This window comes from Janthinobacterium sp. Ant5-2-1, from assembly GCF_001445815.1.
In the GTDB taxonomy this organism is placed as follows: domain Bacteria; phylum Pseudomonadota; class Gammaproteobacteria; order Burkholderiales; family Burkholderiaceae_D; genus Janthinobacterium; species Janthinobacterium lividum_E.
The window spans coordinates 1-15,645 of sequence record NZ_LNCE01000085.1 but is presented as its reverse complement, the minus strand read 5'-3'; the positions used below and the strand labels follow the sequence as shown (position 1 = coordinate 15,645).

Sequence of the window (15,645 nt, the reverse complement as noted above, 5' to 3'; positions counted from 1 at the left end):
ACGCTTAGACCATTTTCCAGTTGATCTGCTCGCCCGCATTGAGCGGAATGACATGACTGTCGCCCAGCGGCAGCGAAGCCGGCAAGGTCCAGCTTTCGCGTTTCAGGGTGATGGTGTCCGTGTTGCGCGGCACGCCGTAGAAGGCCGGGCCGTGGAAGCTGGCGAACGCTTCCAGCTTATCGAGCGCGCCGGCCCGTTCGAACGCTTCCGCATACATTTCCATCGCGTGCAGGGCCGTGTAGCAACCGGCGCAGCCGCAAGCCATTTCCTTGGCGCCTTGCGCGTGCGGCGCCGAGTCGGTGCCGAGGAAGAAGCGCTCGTCGCCGCTGGCGGCCGCCGTCATCAGAGCCAGGCGGTGCTCTTCGCGTTTCAGGATGGGCAGGCAGTAGTAATGGGGGCGGATGCCGCCCTTGAAAATCTCGTTGCGGTTGTACAGCAGATGATGCGCCGTGATGGTGGCGGCGATCGGGCCTTCCGCTTCGGCCACGTACTGCGCCGCATCCTTGGTGGTGATGTGCTCGAACACGACTGACAGGGCCGGGAAGGCGCTGCGCAGCGGGCGCATCACGCGCTCGATGAAGACGGCTTCGCGGTCGAAAATATCGATTTCCGGGTCCGTCACTTCGCCGTGCACGAGGAAGGGCATGCCCACTTCCTGCATCACTTCGAGCACCTTGTAGCAATTCTTCAAATCCGTCACGCCCAGGTCGGAATTCGTCGTGGCGCCGGCCGGATACAGTTTCACGGCCTGCACGATGCCGCTGTCCTGCGCGCGGCGGATTTCGTCGGGCGAGGTGTTGTTCGTCAGGTACAGCACCATCAGCGGATCGAAGTTCACGCCTTGCGGCACGGCGGCCAGGATGCGCTCGCGGTAGGCGCTGGCATCGGCCGTGGTGGTGACGGGCGGTTTCAGGTTCGGCATGACGATGGCGCGGCCGAACTGGCGCGCGCTGTGCGGCAGCACGCTGGCCATGACGGCGCCATCGCGCAGGTGCAAATGCCAGTCATCCGGACGGGTGATAGTGATGGAATCTGGGGTGTGATCGAGTGTGGACATGGCGGCTGCTCTCAGGCGGTCATTGCGAATAACGCCATTTTACCAGCCGCGGGGCAGCCTCGCAGGCTGCGGCAGCCGCTGCCCGATGGCTGCCTGACGATCAAACGGCCGGTTCGCACCGGCCGTTTTTCAATCTCAGGAGTGGACGGGAATCAGGACTTGGCCGGCGCCGTCTCCTGCTTTGCCACCCAGGCGCGAAGTTCGGCCAGCATCTGGTCCAGCGCGGCGCGGTCATACACGGTGCCACGGCTGACCACCAGGCGGATCTGGCGCGTGGCGCCGATATCCTGCAGCGGGTTCGCGTCGAGCACCAGCAAATCGGCCGCCTTGCCCGCCGCCACGCTGCCGTAACGGTCCAGCTTGCCCAGGAAGCGGGGACCGTTGATGACGGCCGACTGCAAGGCTTGCCGCGGCGTCAGGCCGTACTGCACGTACAGGCCGATTTCATCGTGCAGAGCCTGGCCCGGATAATCGAAGGAATTCAAGAAGCCCGCATCGGTACCGGCGATGATGCTCACGCCCTGCTGCTGCAAAATCGGCAGCAGCTTGGCCGATTGCTCGAACTGCGCGTGGCGCTGGACGATGGCTTCCGGGCCATCCTTGGCGGCGCGCTGCACGCGCCAGTCGTAGGTGGCGCGCAAGCCCTTGCCGATGTATTGCAGGGCCGTGTCGTGGGTGTGGTCTTCGCGGTCCAGATAAGCCGTCACGCGCGAACCCCACAAGGTCGGCACGATGGCCGTGCCGCGCGCGGCCAGATAGCTGAAAGCCTTGCGCGCCGTCGGCTCGTCGTAGCTTTGCACGCTGGCCTGCATGGCTTCCTTGCCCGTCATCGCGCCGGCAGCCACCTTGGCCGTCAGCTCCTGCTCGCGCGGCGTGGTGGCGCGCAGCAAATACGATTGATGCTCGATCGTGCCCAGGCCCGCATCGGCCATCTGCTCCAGGGTCAGCTGCACGGGGATATGGCCCGACGTGCGCATGCCACGTTCGCGCGCCTGGCGCAGCGCTTCCAGGTACAGTTCCGGCTTCAGGGTGTTTTCCGTGATCTTCACGAAGTCCACTTGCTGCGCCTGCAGACCATCAAGCGCGCGCGTGACTTCCTGCGGCGTGCCCACTTCGATGGTGCCCTTCCACAGCGGCTTGATGCCTTCGAGTTTGGCGCCGGAGGTGAAAATCGTCGGGCCTTGCAGCTGGCCCGCATTGATCTGCTGGCGCCATGCCAGCACCGTGTCGGGCAAGTCGCCCGAGCAGTCGCGCACCGTGGTGATGCCATGCGCCAGGTACAAAGGCAGCAGCTGCTTGTTCTCGTCGATCAGCTCGGGGCCGCCGCCGAAATGCACATGCGTATCCCACAGGCCCGGCATCAGATATTTGCCGGGCAGGCGGATGGTCCGCTTCGGCGCGTAGCTGCGCAGCTGCGCGTCATCGACGACGGCGACGATGCTGTCGCCCTTGAGCAGCACGGTCTTACCGTTGACGGCGCGGCCGGCGGCAACGTCGATCAGGGTGGCGCCGCGCAGGGCGATATCGACGGCGATCTTGTCGGCCGCGTGGGCATGGGCGAGCAGGCCCAGCGCCAGCATGGCGCCGGCTAGTTGTTTCATGTCAGGCATTCGTACTCAACTTCAAAATAATGAAAAATTAATGGATGATCTTGGCGAGGAAATCGCGTGCGCGGTCCGAGCGCGTCGTGTTGAAGAAGTCGTCCTTGCTGCAATCTTCGATGATTTTTCCCTGGTCCATGAAGACGATGCGATTGGCCACGCGGCGGGCAAAACCCATTTCGTGCGTGACGACCATCATGGTCATGCCTTCCTGCGCCAGGCCCACCATCACGTCGAGCACCTCGTTGATCATTTCCGGATCGAGCGCCGATGTCGGTTCGTCGAACAGCATGGCGATCGGGTCCATCGACAGGGCGCGGGCGATCGCCACGCGCTGCTGCTGGCCGCCCGACAGCTGGCCGGGGAATTTATCCTGCTGCGACAGCAGGCCCACGCGGTCCAGGTATTTCAAGCCCTTGGCGTTGGCTTCGTCGGCGCTGCGGCCCAGCACCTTGATCTGGCCGATGGTGAGGTTTTCGCGGATCGACAGATGCGGGAACAGCTCGAAATTCTGGAACACCATGCCGATGCGCGCGCGCAGTTTCGACAAATTCGTTTTCGGATCGTTGACGGTGATGCCGTCGACAACGATCTGCCCCTGCTGGATCGGTTCGAGGCCGTTGACGGTCTTGATCAGGGTCGACTTGCCGGAGCCGGACGGGCCGCAAATGACCATCACGTCGCCCTTGGCGACGTTGGTGGTGCAATCGGTCAGTACCTGGAACTGGCCATACCATTTGCTGACGTTATTGAGTTCAATCATCTTGTTCTTTCTTTTACGGTTAGCGAATGATGGCGACGCGTTTCTGCAGGCGTTTTACCAGGAACGACAAGGCATAGCACAGCACGAAATACACGACGGCGACAAACACGTACATCTCCACCAGGCGGCCGTCGCGCTGGGCGATTTTGGATGCGGCGCCGACGAAATCGGGGATCGACAGCACGTACACGAGCGACACGTCCTGGAACAGCACGATGGTTTGCGTCAGCAGCACGGGAATCATGTTGCGGAACGCTTGCGGCAGCACGATGTTGCCCATGGTTTGACGGTAGTTCATGCCCAGCGCCTGGCCGGCCCATACCTGGCCGCGCGGGATCGACTGTATGCCGCTGCGCATGATCTCGCAATAGTAGGCCGCCTCGAACATGATGAAGGTGATCAGCGCGGAAGAAAACGCACCCACTTTCACGGGCTCGTTGGCGCCGATGATCCACGCGGCGATATACGGCACCAGGAAGTAGAACCAGAAGATCACCAGCACCAGCGGGATCGAGCGTATTAGGTTGACGTAGCTCGACGCCACGCCCGAGATGATGCGGTTGCTGGACAAGCGCATCAGCGCCAGCAGGGTGCCCAGCACGATGCCGCCGACCATGGCCAGCGCCGTCAGTTTCAGGGTGAAGACCATGCCCGTCTGGAACAGGTAAACCCACGAGCGGGAGATGACATCGAAGTCGAAATTACCGAACATATCAATGTCCTCCCGTCTTGGCGCCGGCGACGATGAAGCCCGGGATGGCGACCTTTTTTTCGATCAGGTGCATCAGCACCACCACCAGCAGGTTGACGACGACGTAGATGATGGTGGCGGCCGAAAACGCTTCGAACACCTGGAAGGAAAACTCCTGGATGGCGCGCGCGCTGGCCGTCAGTTCGATCAGGCCGATGGTCAGCGCCACGGAACTGTTCTTGATGATATTCAAAAATTCGCTGGTCAGCGGCGGCATGATGACGCGCGCGGCCATCGGCAGCAAAATGAAGCGGTAGGTTTGCGGCAGGGTCAGGCCCAGCGCCGTGCCGGCCAGTTTCTGCCCGCGCGGCAGCGCCTCGATGCCCGTCGTCACTTGCACGGCCACGCGCGAGGAGGTAAAGAATCCCAGGCACAGCACGGCCGTGACGAACGGCGCGTTCGGCAGCGATTTGACCCAGGCACCGAGGTCCGGCGGCAGCAGTTCCGGCATGACGAAATACCAGAGGAACATCTGCACCAGCAGCGGCACGTTGCGGAACAATTCGACGTAGGCATTGGCCACGCCCACCAGCCATTTGTTCGGCAAGGTGCGGATGGTGCCGATCACCAGGCCCAATATCAGCGCCATGATCCAGGCCGCACCGGCCGTGGCCAGGGTCCAGATCAGCCCGGACCACAGGGTGTCCATATACGTGCCCACGCCATCGGGAGAAATCTCCCAGAAAATGCGCCAATTCCAGTTGTAATTCATGATCATCCTTCGCATGCAGCCCGAGGACAGCGGCCAGCCGGCCGCCCGCCCCGCAAATAAATCGGGAGGCTTGCGCCTCCCGGTTTGTTACGCAATCTTTACTTTTTCCGTTTGTCCGACGTCTTCTGCGCTTCCGGCACGGCCGCATACGCGGCCGGGTCACCGGAGTCGGTCGGATTGGCAAACACGGCCTTCAATTGCGGCGGCATGGGGAATTTCAGGTTGATGTTTTTCGGCGGGATCGGCGAGGTAAACCATTTCGCGTAAATGCGGTTGATGTCGTCGCTCTTGTACAGGCGGATCAGCGCATCGTCGACCACTTTCTTGAAGGCCGGGTCGCCCTTGCGCAGCATGATGCCGTACGGCTCGACCGACAACGCTTCCTTGGTGATTTCGTAGTCGTTCGGGTTTTTCGAGTTGGCCACTTGCGACGCCAGCAAAATGTCGTCGTTGGCTTCAGCCACCGCGCGGCCCGTTTCCAGCATCAGGAACGACTCGGGATGATCCTTGCCGACGGCGATGTTCATGCCCAGGTTCTTTTCCTTGTTCAGGATCGTCATCTGCTTGATGGTCGACGTGCCGGCCGTGGCGACCAGGGTCTTGCCGCGCAAGTCTTCCAGGATCTTGATGTTCGAGGATTTTTTCGCCAGCACGCGGTTGCCGATGACGAACATGGTCGGGGCGAACGCCACCTGCTGCTGGCGCTCCAGGTTGTTCGTCGTCGAGCCGCATTCGAGGTCGATGGTGCCGTTGGCCATCAGCGGGATGCGGTTGGCCGAGGTGACGGGGCTCATCACCACTTTCAGTTCGCTCAGGCCCAGGTGCTTTTGCAGGGCCGTGACGACTTTCATGCACAGGTCGATCGAATAACCCTGATATTGCTGCTTGTCGTCGAGATAGGAGAAGGGCACGGAGCCGTCGCGCACACCGAGGGTGACGGAACCGGCTTTCTTGATCTTGGCCAAGGTGCCGGTCAATTCCTGAGCCTGGACTGGCGACATGCTGCTGATGACACCGACGCTGAGCAGCGTGGCGATGATTTTGGTCAATTTCATAAATTCTCCTGGGCGGACAAACGGGATGGACTCCGAACGAAACAACTGTGGTGCAGACGCCACCATTGGAATTAATTTTATTTCATTTTCAGCACCCGACCAGCCATTTTCTGCGATTGCCCGCAAATAGGCGCTATACGTGCGCCGGAATCAGCGCGGCTGTAGCATTTTTCCTACTGATTTCACCTTTCCGATTTATTTCGCCGGCGCCAGCCCCGCCAACTCGTCCTCTTGCGCCTCATCGTCCATATTCGCCTGCTGGCGTTGCCACATCTGCGCATACAGGCCATCGATCGCCAGCAATTGCGGATGCGTGCCTCGCTCGACGATGCGGCCATGGTCGAGCACGAGGATTTGCTGGGCGTCGGCTACCGTCGACAAACGGTGCGCAATCACCAGGGTGGTGCGGTTCCTGGCGATGTCCTTCAGCTGCGACTGGATCGCCTGCTCGGCCTTGGAATCGAGCGCCGAGGTGGCTTCGTCAAAGATCAGGATGGCCGGGTCTTTCAGCAAGGTGCGGGCAATCGCCACGCGCTGCTTTTCGCCGCCCGACAGTTTCAAGCCCCGCTCGCCCACCATGGAGTTGTAGCCATCTGGCAAGCTTTCAATAAAATCATGGATCGATGCCGCTTTCGCCGCCGCCACGATCGCGTCCTTGCTGGCGCCCGGCTTGCCGTAGGCGATGTTGTATTCGATGGTGTCGTTGAACAAGACCGTATCCTGCGGCACGATGCCGATGGCCGCGCGCAGGGAATCCTGCGTGATATGGCGCAAGTCCTGGCCATCGATGGTGATGCCGCCACCATCGACTTCATAGAAACGGAACAGCAAGCGCGACAGGGTCGACTTGCCCGAGCCGCTGTGGCCCACCACGGCCGTCGTCGTGCCGGCGGGGATCTGGAAGTCCACGTCGAACAGGATTTGCCGCTTGGCTTCGTAGCTGAAATCCACGTGCGCAAAGCGCACGGCCGCGCCCCGCGTGACGAGCGGCTTGGCGTCCGGCGTATCGGCGATTTCGCGGTTTTCGTTCAGCAAGGAAAACAAGCGTTCCATGTCGGCCAGGCTTTGCTTGATTTCGCGGTAAATGACGCCCAGGAAATTGAGCGGGATATACAGCTGGATCATGAAGGCGTTCACCAGCACCAGGTCGCCCAGGGTCATCGTGCCGGCGATCACGCCCACCGTGGCGCGCCACAAAATCAGGGTGACGGCCGTGGCGATGATCAGGGACTGGCCCGTGTTCAGCAGGGACAGCGAGGTCTGCGATTTGACGGCCGCCGATTCATAGCGCTGCAAGCCTTCGTCGTAGCGCTTCGCTTCGTAATCCTCGTTGCCGAAATATTTGACGGTTTCATAGTTGATCAGCGAATCGATGGCCTTGGTATTGGCTTTGGAATCGAGGTCGTTCATAGTGCGGCGGAAATGCGTGCGCCAGTTCGTCACCAGCACGGTAAACGCGATGTACGACACGAGCGCCACGGCCGTGATCACGGTGAACCAGATGTCGTAATGCAAGACCAGATAGCCGAGCACGAGGGTGATTTCCACCAGGGTCGGCAAGATGTTGAACAAGGTATAGGAAATGAGCGAGCCGACGCTGCGCGTGCCCCGTTCGATGTCGCGCGTCATGCCGCCCGTCTGGCGGTTCAAATGAAAACGCAGGGACAGCGCATGCAGGTGGCGGAACACTTGCAGGGCGATGGTGCGCACGGCCCGCTGCGTGACCCGGGCGAACAGAAATTCGCGCAGCTCCGTAAACAAGGTGGTCGACAGGCGCAGCAAGCCGTAGGCCACCAGCAAGCCGACGGGCAGCACCAGCAGCGCTTGCGGATGGGCCGCCGTGATCGTCATGGCGTCGACCAGTTTTTTCAGGATCAGGGGCACGCCCACGTTGGCCAGCTTGGCGCCCACCAGGCATAGCAGCGCCAGCAGCACCCGCCATTTGTAGACCCAGAGATACGGCAGCAAGGTCTTGATGGTGGCGAAATCGCTGTGGCTGGCGGAAGCGGGCGAGCGGGACGGAGGGGGAGTCTGGGAACGGCGCATGGCGAAGGTCGGCTTTTTATGGTTCAATCGGGGCAATTGTAGCCTTTCATGAGAATAAAAGATGAGCACCTCCCCAGACCGTCCCGACAACTGCCTCGCCTCCGGCCTGCCTGCCGGAAAAATGCCGGAATTGCGCATGATGCCCGCGCCGTCCGACGCCAATGTGTACGGCGACGTGTTCGGCGGCTGGATCATGGCGCAGGTCGATATCGCCGGTTCCCTGCCGGCCACGCGGCGCGCCAATGGCCGCGTCGCCACCATTGCCGTCAATTCCTTCGTCTTCAAAAACCCCGTGTTCGTCGGCGATCTGCTCTCCTTCTACGCTGATATCGTCAAGGTTGGCAATACCTCGATCACCGTCAATGTGGAAGTGTATGCCGAGCGCAACCGCCTGCAGGCGTGCATCGTGAAAGTCACGGAAGCAACCCTGATCTACGTGGCGACGGACTCCGACCGCAAGCCGCGCAAGGTGCCGCCGATCGAGACCTTGCTGTCGTCTTGATTGTCGCAATAATTCCACAGCATGGATAGCCAGCGCCGCATCTTCCTGCAGAGCGCTGCGCGCATCACGGCACTGGCTGCGGCCGGCAGCGTGCTGTCCGGTTCCAGCGCGAGCGCCGCCACGCGTTTGAATGGTGCCGGCTATCCGTTTGCGCTCGGTGTCGCCTCCGGTTCGCCCTTATCTGATGCGGTGGTGCTGTGGACGCGCATCTGCTACGACCCGCTGCACGCAGCCGCCACGCCCGCCATCGCCCTGAACGTGCGCTGGGAAGTGGCCGAAGACGAGGCGTTTCGCCGCATCGCCGCCAAGGGCCAGACCACGGCCACGCCCGCCCTCGCGCACAGCGTGCATGTCGACGCGGGCGGTCTCGCGCCCGGGCGCTGGTACTGGTACCGCTTCATGCTGGGCGACGCCGTCAGTCCCGTGGGCCGCACGCGCACGGCGCCCGAGCCCGGGTCCATGCCTGCCTCGCTGAAACTGGCCGTCGCTTCATGCCAGCACTGGGAATTCGGCGCCTATGCGGCGCACCGGCATATCGCCGCGGCCGCGCCCGACCTGGTGGCCTTCCTCGGCGACTACATTTATGAGTGGGGACCGTACCAGCTGCAGCATCCGGGCCGGGCTGTGCGCACGCATGAAAGTTTTACGCTGGACGACTACCGCGCCCGCTACGCGCAATACAAGAGCGACCGCGACTTGCAGGGCGCGCACCTGGCCGCGCCGTGGATCGTCACCTGGGACGACCATGAAGTGGCCAACGATTACGGCAAGGACCGCGACGAGTTGCTCACGCCCACTTTTTTGCAGCGCCGCGCGGCCGCCTACCAAGCGTTTTATGAACACATGCCGCTGCGTTTGCTGCCGCTGGGCCGGCGGGGCTTTGTCGACATGCGCATCTACCAGCGCTACGACTGGGGCCGCCTGGCGCGCTTTCACGTGCTGGACGACCGGCAATACCGCGCCTATCACGCGTGCGCCAGGCCGGGCCGCGGCGGCTCGAATTCCGTCACCACGCGCAACTGTCCCGACCTGCTGACGCCGCAACGCACCATGCTGGGCGAAGAGCAGCAGCGCTGGCTGCAAGCGGGCCTCAATGATTCTCCCGCGCGCTGGAATATTCTGGCCCAGCAAACCCTGATGGCGCAATCGAGTCAGGTGCCGATTTTGCGACCCGGCGACGAGCGCATCTGGACCGATGGCTGGGATGGCTACCCGACGGCGCGCCAGCACCTGCTCGACGCCTTGCAAAGCAGCAAGGCCAGCAATCCGCTCGTGCTGTCGGGCGACGTGCACACTTTCTATGCGACCGAACTGAGCCGCAACGCCATGCGGCCCACCGGCAAGAACAATCCCGTGCTGGCCACCGAGTTTTGCGGCACCTCCATCACGTCCAGCTCGCGTCCACAGGCGCGCACGGAACAGTACGTGGCGATGAACCCGCACATCCGCTACGGGCGCAGCGACAAGCGCGGCTATATGTTGATGGAGATCACGCCGGAGAAAACCACGACCTTGTTCCAGGGCCTGGAGAACGTGCGCGACAGCGCGTCGAGCATCGCGACACTGGCCAGCTTTGTCGTGCGCGACGGCAAGGCGGGCGTGCAACGCATCTAGCAACTACTTTTCAATCCATCGCGGTAGCGCCGGCTGACGGGCACCTCGCCGCCCGTGGACAGCATGGCGCGCGCATCGCCCGATTCCATTGGTGTGATTGCCTGCACGAAATCGAGGTTGACGATATAGCTGCGGTGCACGCATACGTACCACTGCTGATGCTCAGCGGCACGGTGGCGACTTGCTGGCTGGGGACGTCGCTGCTGATCAGCAAGGTGAACTGGCTGCGCCCCTGCTTCGGCTTGCCCGCCCGGCCAGGCCGGAACCTGGCGGCGGAGACAAGCCTGGCGGCGAACTAGGCAACCTTCTTTTCGTCGCGCAATTGACGGCGCAAGATCTTGCCGACATTGGTCTTCGGCAATTCATCGCGGAACTCGATGTATTTCGGTTTCTTGTAGGCCGTCAATTCATGCTTGCAATGCTCGCGGATCTGTTCCACCGTCAGGTTCGGATCCTTGCGCACGACAAACACTTTCACGGCTTCGCCCGCGTTGGCATCCGGCACGCCGATGCAGGCGCATTCGAGCACGCCGGGGCAGGAAGCGACCACGTCTTCCACTTCGTTCGGATACACATTGAAGCCGGACACGATGATCATGTCTTTCTTGCGGTCCACGATTTTTACGTAGCCGCGTTCATCCATGACACCCACGTCGCCCGTCTTGAAAAAACCGTCGGGCGTCATCGATTTGGCCGTCTCGTCCGGACGCTGCCAGTAGCCCGCCATCACTTGCGGGCCGCGCACGGCGATCTCGCCCGGCTCGCCCAGCGGCACTTCCACGCCATCGTCGTTCAGAATCGCCACTTCCGTCGACGGGAAAGGCAAGCCGATGGTGCCCGTAAATTCCGTGATGTCGACGCGGTTGCCCGTCACCACGGGCGACGTTTCCGACATGCCATAGCCTTCGATCAGCGGGCAGCCCGTCAATTTCAACCAGCGCTCGGCCACGTTGCGCTGCAAGGCCATGCCGCCGCCATTGCACACTTTGTAGCTGGAGAAATCGAGCTTGGCAAAATCGGCATTGTTCAGCAGCGCGTTGTACAAGGTATTGACGGCGGGGAAGACGACGATCTTGTGCTTGGACAATTCCTTGACGAAACCGGGGATGTCGCGCGGATTGGGGATCAGCACGTTCAAGCCGCCCACGCGCATGCCCATCAGGGCACTGACCGTCAGCGAATAGATGTGGTACAGGGGCAAGGCGCACATGAATCCCATCGAGGTGGCGCGCATTTCCTTGGTCATCACGGGCGAAATCCACGCCTCGTTCTGCAACACGTTGGCGATCACGTTACGATGCAACAACATCGCGCCTTTCGACACGCCCGTCGTGCCGCCCGTGTATTGCAGGAAGACGATATCGTCATGCCCCTGCTGCACCGGCTTCAGGCTCAAGCGCGCGCCTTCGGCCAGCATCTTGTTGAAACTGATGGCGCGCGGCAAGGAAAACGCGGGCACCATTTTCTTGATCTTGCGCACGACGAAGTTGACGATGGTGCCTTTCAGTCCGCCCAGCAAGTCGCCCATGGTGGCCACGATCACGTGCTTGACCTGGGTATGCGGCAACACCTGCTCGACCGTGGTGGCGAAGTTTTCCAGCACGATGATCGCTTCGCTGCCCGAATCGATCAGCTGGTGCTGCAATTCACGGGGCGTGTAGAGCGGGTTGACGTTGACCACCGTGTAGCCGGCGCGCAAGATCGCCGCCATGGCCACCGGATACTGCAGCACGTTCGGCAGCATGATCGCCACGCGCGCCCCCGTCTTCAGGCCCTTGCTTTGCAGCCAGGCGCCCATCTGCAGCGACAGCTTGTCGAGCTCGCGGTAGGTGAGGAATTTATCCATGCACACGAACGCGTTGCGGTCCGCATATTTCTGGAACGACTCTTCCAGCAAATGCGTGACGGAACGATATTGCGTGCAATCAATCTCTGCGGGAACGCTGTCCGGGTACGACTTCAACCAAATCTTGTCCATCTATGCCTCATCTTTATCTGTAGAAAGGGTGTGCAGCCTGATGCGCACACCCTGCACTGTTTATGCTGCTTTCTTCGTTTCGTCACGCAGGGCGCGACGCAAAATCTTGCCGACGTTGGTCTTTGGCAGTTCATCGCGGAACTCGATGTATTTCGGACGCTTGTAGCCCGTGAATTGTTCCTTGCAATACGCGGCCAGCACTGCCTGGGTCAGGTTCGGATCCTTGCGCACGACAAACACTTTCACGGCTTCGCCAGAATGCTCGTCCGGCACGCCCACGCAGGCGCACTCGAGCACGCCCGGATGGGCCGCGATGACGGCCTCGACTTCGTTCGGATATACATTGAAGCCGGAGACGAGGATCATGTCTTTCTTGCGGTCGACGATCTTCACGTAGCCGCGCTCGTCCATGATGCCCACGTCGCCCGACTTGAAATAGCCGTCAGGTGTCATGACCTTGGCCGTTTCATCGGGACGGTTCCAGTAGCCGCTCATCACTTGCGGGCCACGGATGGCGATTTCGCCCGTCTGGCCCAGCGGCACTTCCTTGCCGTCATCGTCAAGGATGGCGATATCGGTCGAGGGCACCGGCAAGCCGATGGTGCCGGAAAACACCGTGGTATCGGCCCGGTTGCAGGTGGCGACGGGTGACGTTTCCGACAGGCCATAACCTTCGATGATGGACACGCCCGTCACTTGCAGCCATTTGTCGTTGACGGCTTGCTGCACCGCCATGCCGCCGCCATTGGCGATCTTCAAGCCCGAGAAATCGAGCTTGGCGAAATCGGGATGATTCACCAGCGCGTTATACAAAGTATTGACCGCTGGCAGCAGGTTGAATTTGTACTTGCCCAGCTCCTTGATCAGGCCCGGGATATCGCGCGGATTCGGGATCAGGATATTCAGGGCGCCCACGCGCGTGCCCCACATCGCGCACGCCGTCAGGGCAAAGATATGGTACAGCGGCAAGGCGCACACGACGATCATCTGTTCCTTGCTGTTCTGGTCGAGCGCCGCGCCCGACCACGCTTCGCTTTGCAGCACATTGGCGATCACATTGCGGTGGCTCAGGGTCGCGCCTTTCGATACGCCCGTCGTGCCACCCGTGTATTGCAGGAAGGCGGCGTCATTGATGCTCAGCTCGACAGGCGTGAGTTTCATGCGGCTGCCCAGCGCCAGCGCCTGCTTGAAACGCATGGCGTTCGGCAAGGAATACGCGGGCACCATCTTCTTGACGTTGCGCACGACAAAATTGACGATCGCGCCCTTCAAACCGCCCAGCATCTCGCCCATGCTGGCAACGATGATGTGCTTGACGGCTGTCTTGGCCAGCACTTGCTCCAAGGTGTGGGCGAAGTTTTCCAGCACGATGATCGCTTCGCTGCCCGAATCGTTGAGCTGATGCTCGAGTTCGCGCGGCGTATAGAGAGGATTGACGTTGACCACCGTGTAGCCGGCGCGCAAGACGGCGGCGATGGCCACCGGATACTGCAGCACGTTCGGCATCATCAGGGCGACGCGCGCGCCCTTCTTCAGGCCACGGCTTTGCAGCCAGGCGCCCAGCTGGCGTGAATAGGTATCGAGTTCGGCATAGGTGAGAAATTTGTCCATGCAGACATAGGCATTGCGATCCGCATATTTTTGAAACGCTTCTTCCAGCAAGTGCACCAGCGAACGATATTGATCAGGATCGATGTCGGCGGGGACGCCGGGAGGATACGACTTCAGCCAAATTTTTTCCATCCTGTGCCTCTTGTCTCGAATAATCGTGGGGGAGCCGGCGCACCCTGCCGGCGCGGATCATTGCTGCGGATTCTGTCGTCCTGCAGTCAGTTTGAGCATTCTGACGAGCAATTGCTCTATGCTACTAATGCGATGCTATCGGGCGCCGCGCTTCCATGCAAGCGCTTTCAACAGTATTCGAGCGGCAACTCTAGGGGTATTTTATGCTGCAATGCAGCATGATAAATACACTGTTGCAGGATCGTCTGGCTCGGCGTACAGGACAATCTTTACGGGTCAGGGGCTGGACAATTGTTCCAGCGCACGCCTGCGCTCAGGCTTATTGATCTGGGCCATTGTGTGCACTGCAGCATAAAAAGCACGAAAGTTCTTTTTTTCTTCCAGCAATTTTTTGAAGGCAGGCAAAAATTCATTGTAGGTCGACACGGAAGCCAGGTGCGCATTGCTCAATGGCTGCTCGAACCAGCGGTCGTAACCGGCAAAACCACCCCAGTTTTTCTTCAGCACCTGATAGGCGTCTTGCAATGCCGCAAACACCTGCGCCTTGCGCGCGCGCTTCTCTGCATCGCTGGCGCCGCTCGCATACACGGCTTCCAGTTCGCCCCGGTATGTCAACAGCAGGGCCAGGAAATCCTGGCGCCGCGCCGCATACTGGGCGTACGCGGCGCGCATCGCATCATTGCCCTCGCGCGCCAGCCAGCGCTGCACGCCCGCCTCTTCCACGGCACTGGCAAACGACTCGTTGAAGGCCGAATCGCCGGGCACGTATACCACCTGGTGCGCCAGTTCATGGAAGATCAGGCGCGCCAGTTCCGCATCGTTGTAATTGATAAAGGTCGACAACAGGGGATCGTCGAACCAGCCCAGCGTGGAATACGCAGGCACGCCGCCCACCTGCACGTCGTAATGCTGGGCCCGCAGTTCGGCGGCATACGCGAGTGCCTCGTCCTTGCTGTAATAGCCGCGGTAATTGACGCAACCGGCGATGGGAAAACACCATTGCAGCGGCTGCAGCGACAATTCCGGCGTTGCCACCACGTTCCACAGCACAAACGGACGCTGCAGGGCGGCATAGTTTTTGTAGCTGCCGTTGTCCGGTAAATCCAGCTCGCTGACGGCAAAGCGGCGGATCTGCTGCGCCTTGGCCAGGCGCACTTTCAGGCGCGGTTCCGTGGCCGGATCATCGAGCCAGTCACCGATGGGGCGCGCGCCGGACCACAGCGCATACTGCCCTTGCGCCGCCTGCGTGTAGTAGCGCAGCTGCGTGCAGCCACCCAGCGACAGGCACAGCATGCCGACAAGCAGGCGGGCCGGCCAGCGGGCCATGGTCAGGCAGCCTTTTCCACTTCGACCAGCGTATCGTAGAAGGTCGGCGCGCGGCCCATGTCCGTCAAGCGCTGGCTCGTTACTTCATTGGCGTTCTTGCCGTCGCTGGCCAGCTTCTTCCACCACACGGATAAGCCCACCACCAGGCCACGTCGCGCCTTGTCCGTGACCCGGGCCTTGGCAACAAAACTGCCGCGGTCGTTAAAGATGCGCACCATGTCGCCGGCCGCGATGCCGCGCGCGGCGCTGTCGTCGGGATGGATATCGAGGTGCGGCTCGCCTTCGGCCGCGCGCAGGCTTTTCACGTTCACAAAGGTCGAATTGAGGAAATTGCGTGCCGGCGGGGAAATCATGGCCAGCGGATAACGGGCCGCCAGCGCGGGATTGCTGGCTTGCGATTCGTGCGGCGCGATATACGTGGGCAAGGGATCGAGTCCCGCCTGCGCCATCGCGCTGGAATACAACTCGCACTTGCCCGATGGCGTGGGGAAACCGCC

15 protein-coding genes are annotated in these 15,645 nt (G+C 61.4%); 3 read left to right on the top strand and 12 right to left on the bottom strand.

The window, feature by feature from the left end; translation table 11 throughout:
* Positions 1–4 precede the first annotated feature (4 nt).
* From pyrC to ASN89_RS23800, 7 genes are all read right to left on the bottom strand, one after another.
* Positions 5–1,057, bottom strand: a complete 1,053-nt coding sequence (pyrC, locus tag ASN89_RS23830) for a dihydroorotase (RefSeq protein ID WP_046684544.1) — start codon at positions 1,055–1,057, stop codon at positions 5–7.
* Between the two features lie 152 nt (positions 1,058–1,209).
* Positions 1,210–2,658, bottom strand: coding sequence for an amidohydrolase family protein (locus ASN89_RS23825; RefSeq protein ID WP_235502057.1), 1,449 nt, complete (start codon positions 2,656–2,658; stop codon positions 1,210–1,212).
* Between the two features lie 37 nt (positions 2,659–2,695).
* A complete protein-coding gene (locus tag ASN89_RS23820; protein WP_046684546.1) occupies positions 2,696–3,421 on the bottom strand; it encodes an amino acid ABC transporter ATP-binding protein in 726 nt (241 codons plus the stop codon).
* Positions 3,422–3,440: 19 nt separating this feature from the next.
* Positions 3,441–4,133 (bottom strand): amino acid ABC transporter permease, encoded by a 693-nt coding sequence (locus ASN89_RS23815; RefSeq protein WP_046684547.1) that lies wholly within the window; start codon positions 4,131–4,133, stop codon positions 3,441–3,443.
* Position 4,134: 1 nt separating this feature from the next.
* Positions 4,135–4,884: an amino acid ABC transporter permease gene (locus ASN89_RS23810; protein ID WP_058051014.1), complete on the bottom strand. Its 750-nt coding sequence runs from the start codon at positions 4,882–4,884 to the stop codon at positions 4,135–4,137.
* A gap of 98 nt (positions 4,885–4,982) precedes the next feature.
* Positions 4,983–5,939, bottom strand: coding sequence for an amino acid ABC transporter substrate-binding protein (locus ASN89_RS23805; protein ID WP_058051000.1), 957 nt, complete (start codon positions 5,937–5,939; stop codon positions 4,983–4,985).
* Positions 5,940–6,134: 195 nt separating this feature from the next.
* Positions 6,135–7,985, bottom strand: coding sequence for an ABCB family ABC transporter ATP-binding protein/permease (locus ASN89_RS23800; RefSeq protein WP_058051013.1), 1,851 nt, complete (start codon positions 7,983–7,985; stop codon positions 6,135–6,137).
* A gap of 136 nt (positions 7,986–8,121) precedes the next feature.
* Here ASN89_RS23800 and ASN89_RS23795 point away from each other — a divergent pair, with 136 nt between their 5' ends.
* Together ASN89_RS23795 and ASN89_RS23790 are read left to right on the top strand one after the other, a co-directional pair.
* Positions 8,122–8,487, top strand: coding sequence for an acyl-CoA thioesterase (locus tag ASN89_RS23795; RefSeq protein WP_223278886.1), 366 nt, complete (start codon positions 8,122–8,124; stop codon positions 8,485–8,487).
* A 21-nt stretch (positions 8,488–8,508) separates the two neighbouring features.
* Positions 8,509–10,101: an alkaline phosphatase D family protein gene (locus ASN89_RS23790; protein WP_058050999.1), complete on the top strand. Its 1,593-nt coding sequence runs from the start codon at positions 8,509–8,511 to the stop codon at positions 10,099–10,101.
* Here the strand turns inward: ASN89_RS23790 and ASN89_RS29580 are convergent.
* The gene (locus ASN89_RS29580; protein ID WP_235502054.1) at positions 10,098–10,241 is read right to left on the bottom strand and encodes a LytTR family DNA-binding domain-containing protein; all 144 of its coding nucleotides are present in this window, start codon (positions 10,239–10,241) and stop codon (positions 10,098–10,100) included. The genes ASN89_RS23790 and ASN89_RS29580 overlap by 4 nt on opposite strands.
* Here ASN89_RS29580 and ASN89_RS29575 point away from each other — a divergent pair.
* Positions 10,236–10,400 carry a hypothetical protein gene (locus ASN89_RS29575; protein WP_235502052.1) on the top strand — a complete coding sequence of 55 codons (165 nt, stop codon included), beginning with the start codon at positions 10,236–10,238 and terminating at the stop codon, positions 10,398–10,400. The two genes, ASN89_RS29580 and ASN89_RS29575, sit on opposite strands and share 6 nt — an antisense overlap.
* On the opposite strand, the gene ASN89_RS23785 is transcribed toward ASN89_RS29575, so the two are convergent.
* The 4 genes from ASN89_RS23785 to ASN89_RS23770 form a co-directional block, all read right to left on the bottom strand.
* Entirely contained in the window at positions 10,397–12,079 is a 1,683-nt protein-coding gene (locus ASN89_RS23785) for a long-chain-fatty-acid--CoA ligase (protein WP_058050998.1), read from the bottom strand. The genes ASN89_RS29575 and ASN89_RS23785 overlap by 4 nt on opposite strands.
* 60 nt (positions 12,080–12,139) lie before the next feature.
* Entirely contained in the window at positions 12,140–13,822 is a 1,683-nt protein-coding gene (locus tag ASN89_RS23780) for a long-chain fatty acid--CoA ligase (RefSeq protein ID WP_046684552.1), read from the bottom strand.
* Between the two features lie 276 nt (positions 13,823–14,098).
* Positions 14,099–15,148, bottom strand: a complete 1,050-nt coding sequence (locus ASN89_RS23775; RefSeq protein WP_082654728.1) for an aminopeptidase — start codon at positions 15,146–15,148, stop codon at positions 14,099–14,101.
* A 2-nt stretch (positions 15,149–15,150) separates the two neighbouring features.
* On the bottom strand, positions 15,151–15,645 hold a 495-nt coding region (locus ASN89_RS23770), incomplete at its 5' end, for a molybdopterin dinucleotide binding domain-containing protein (protein ID WP_321166442.1).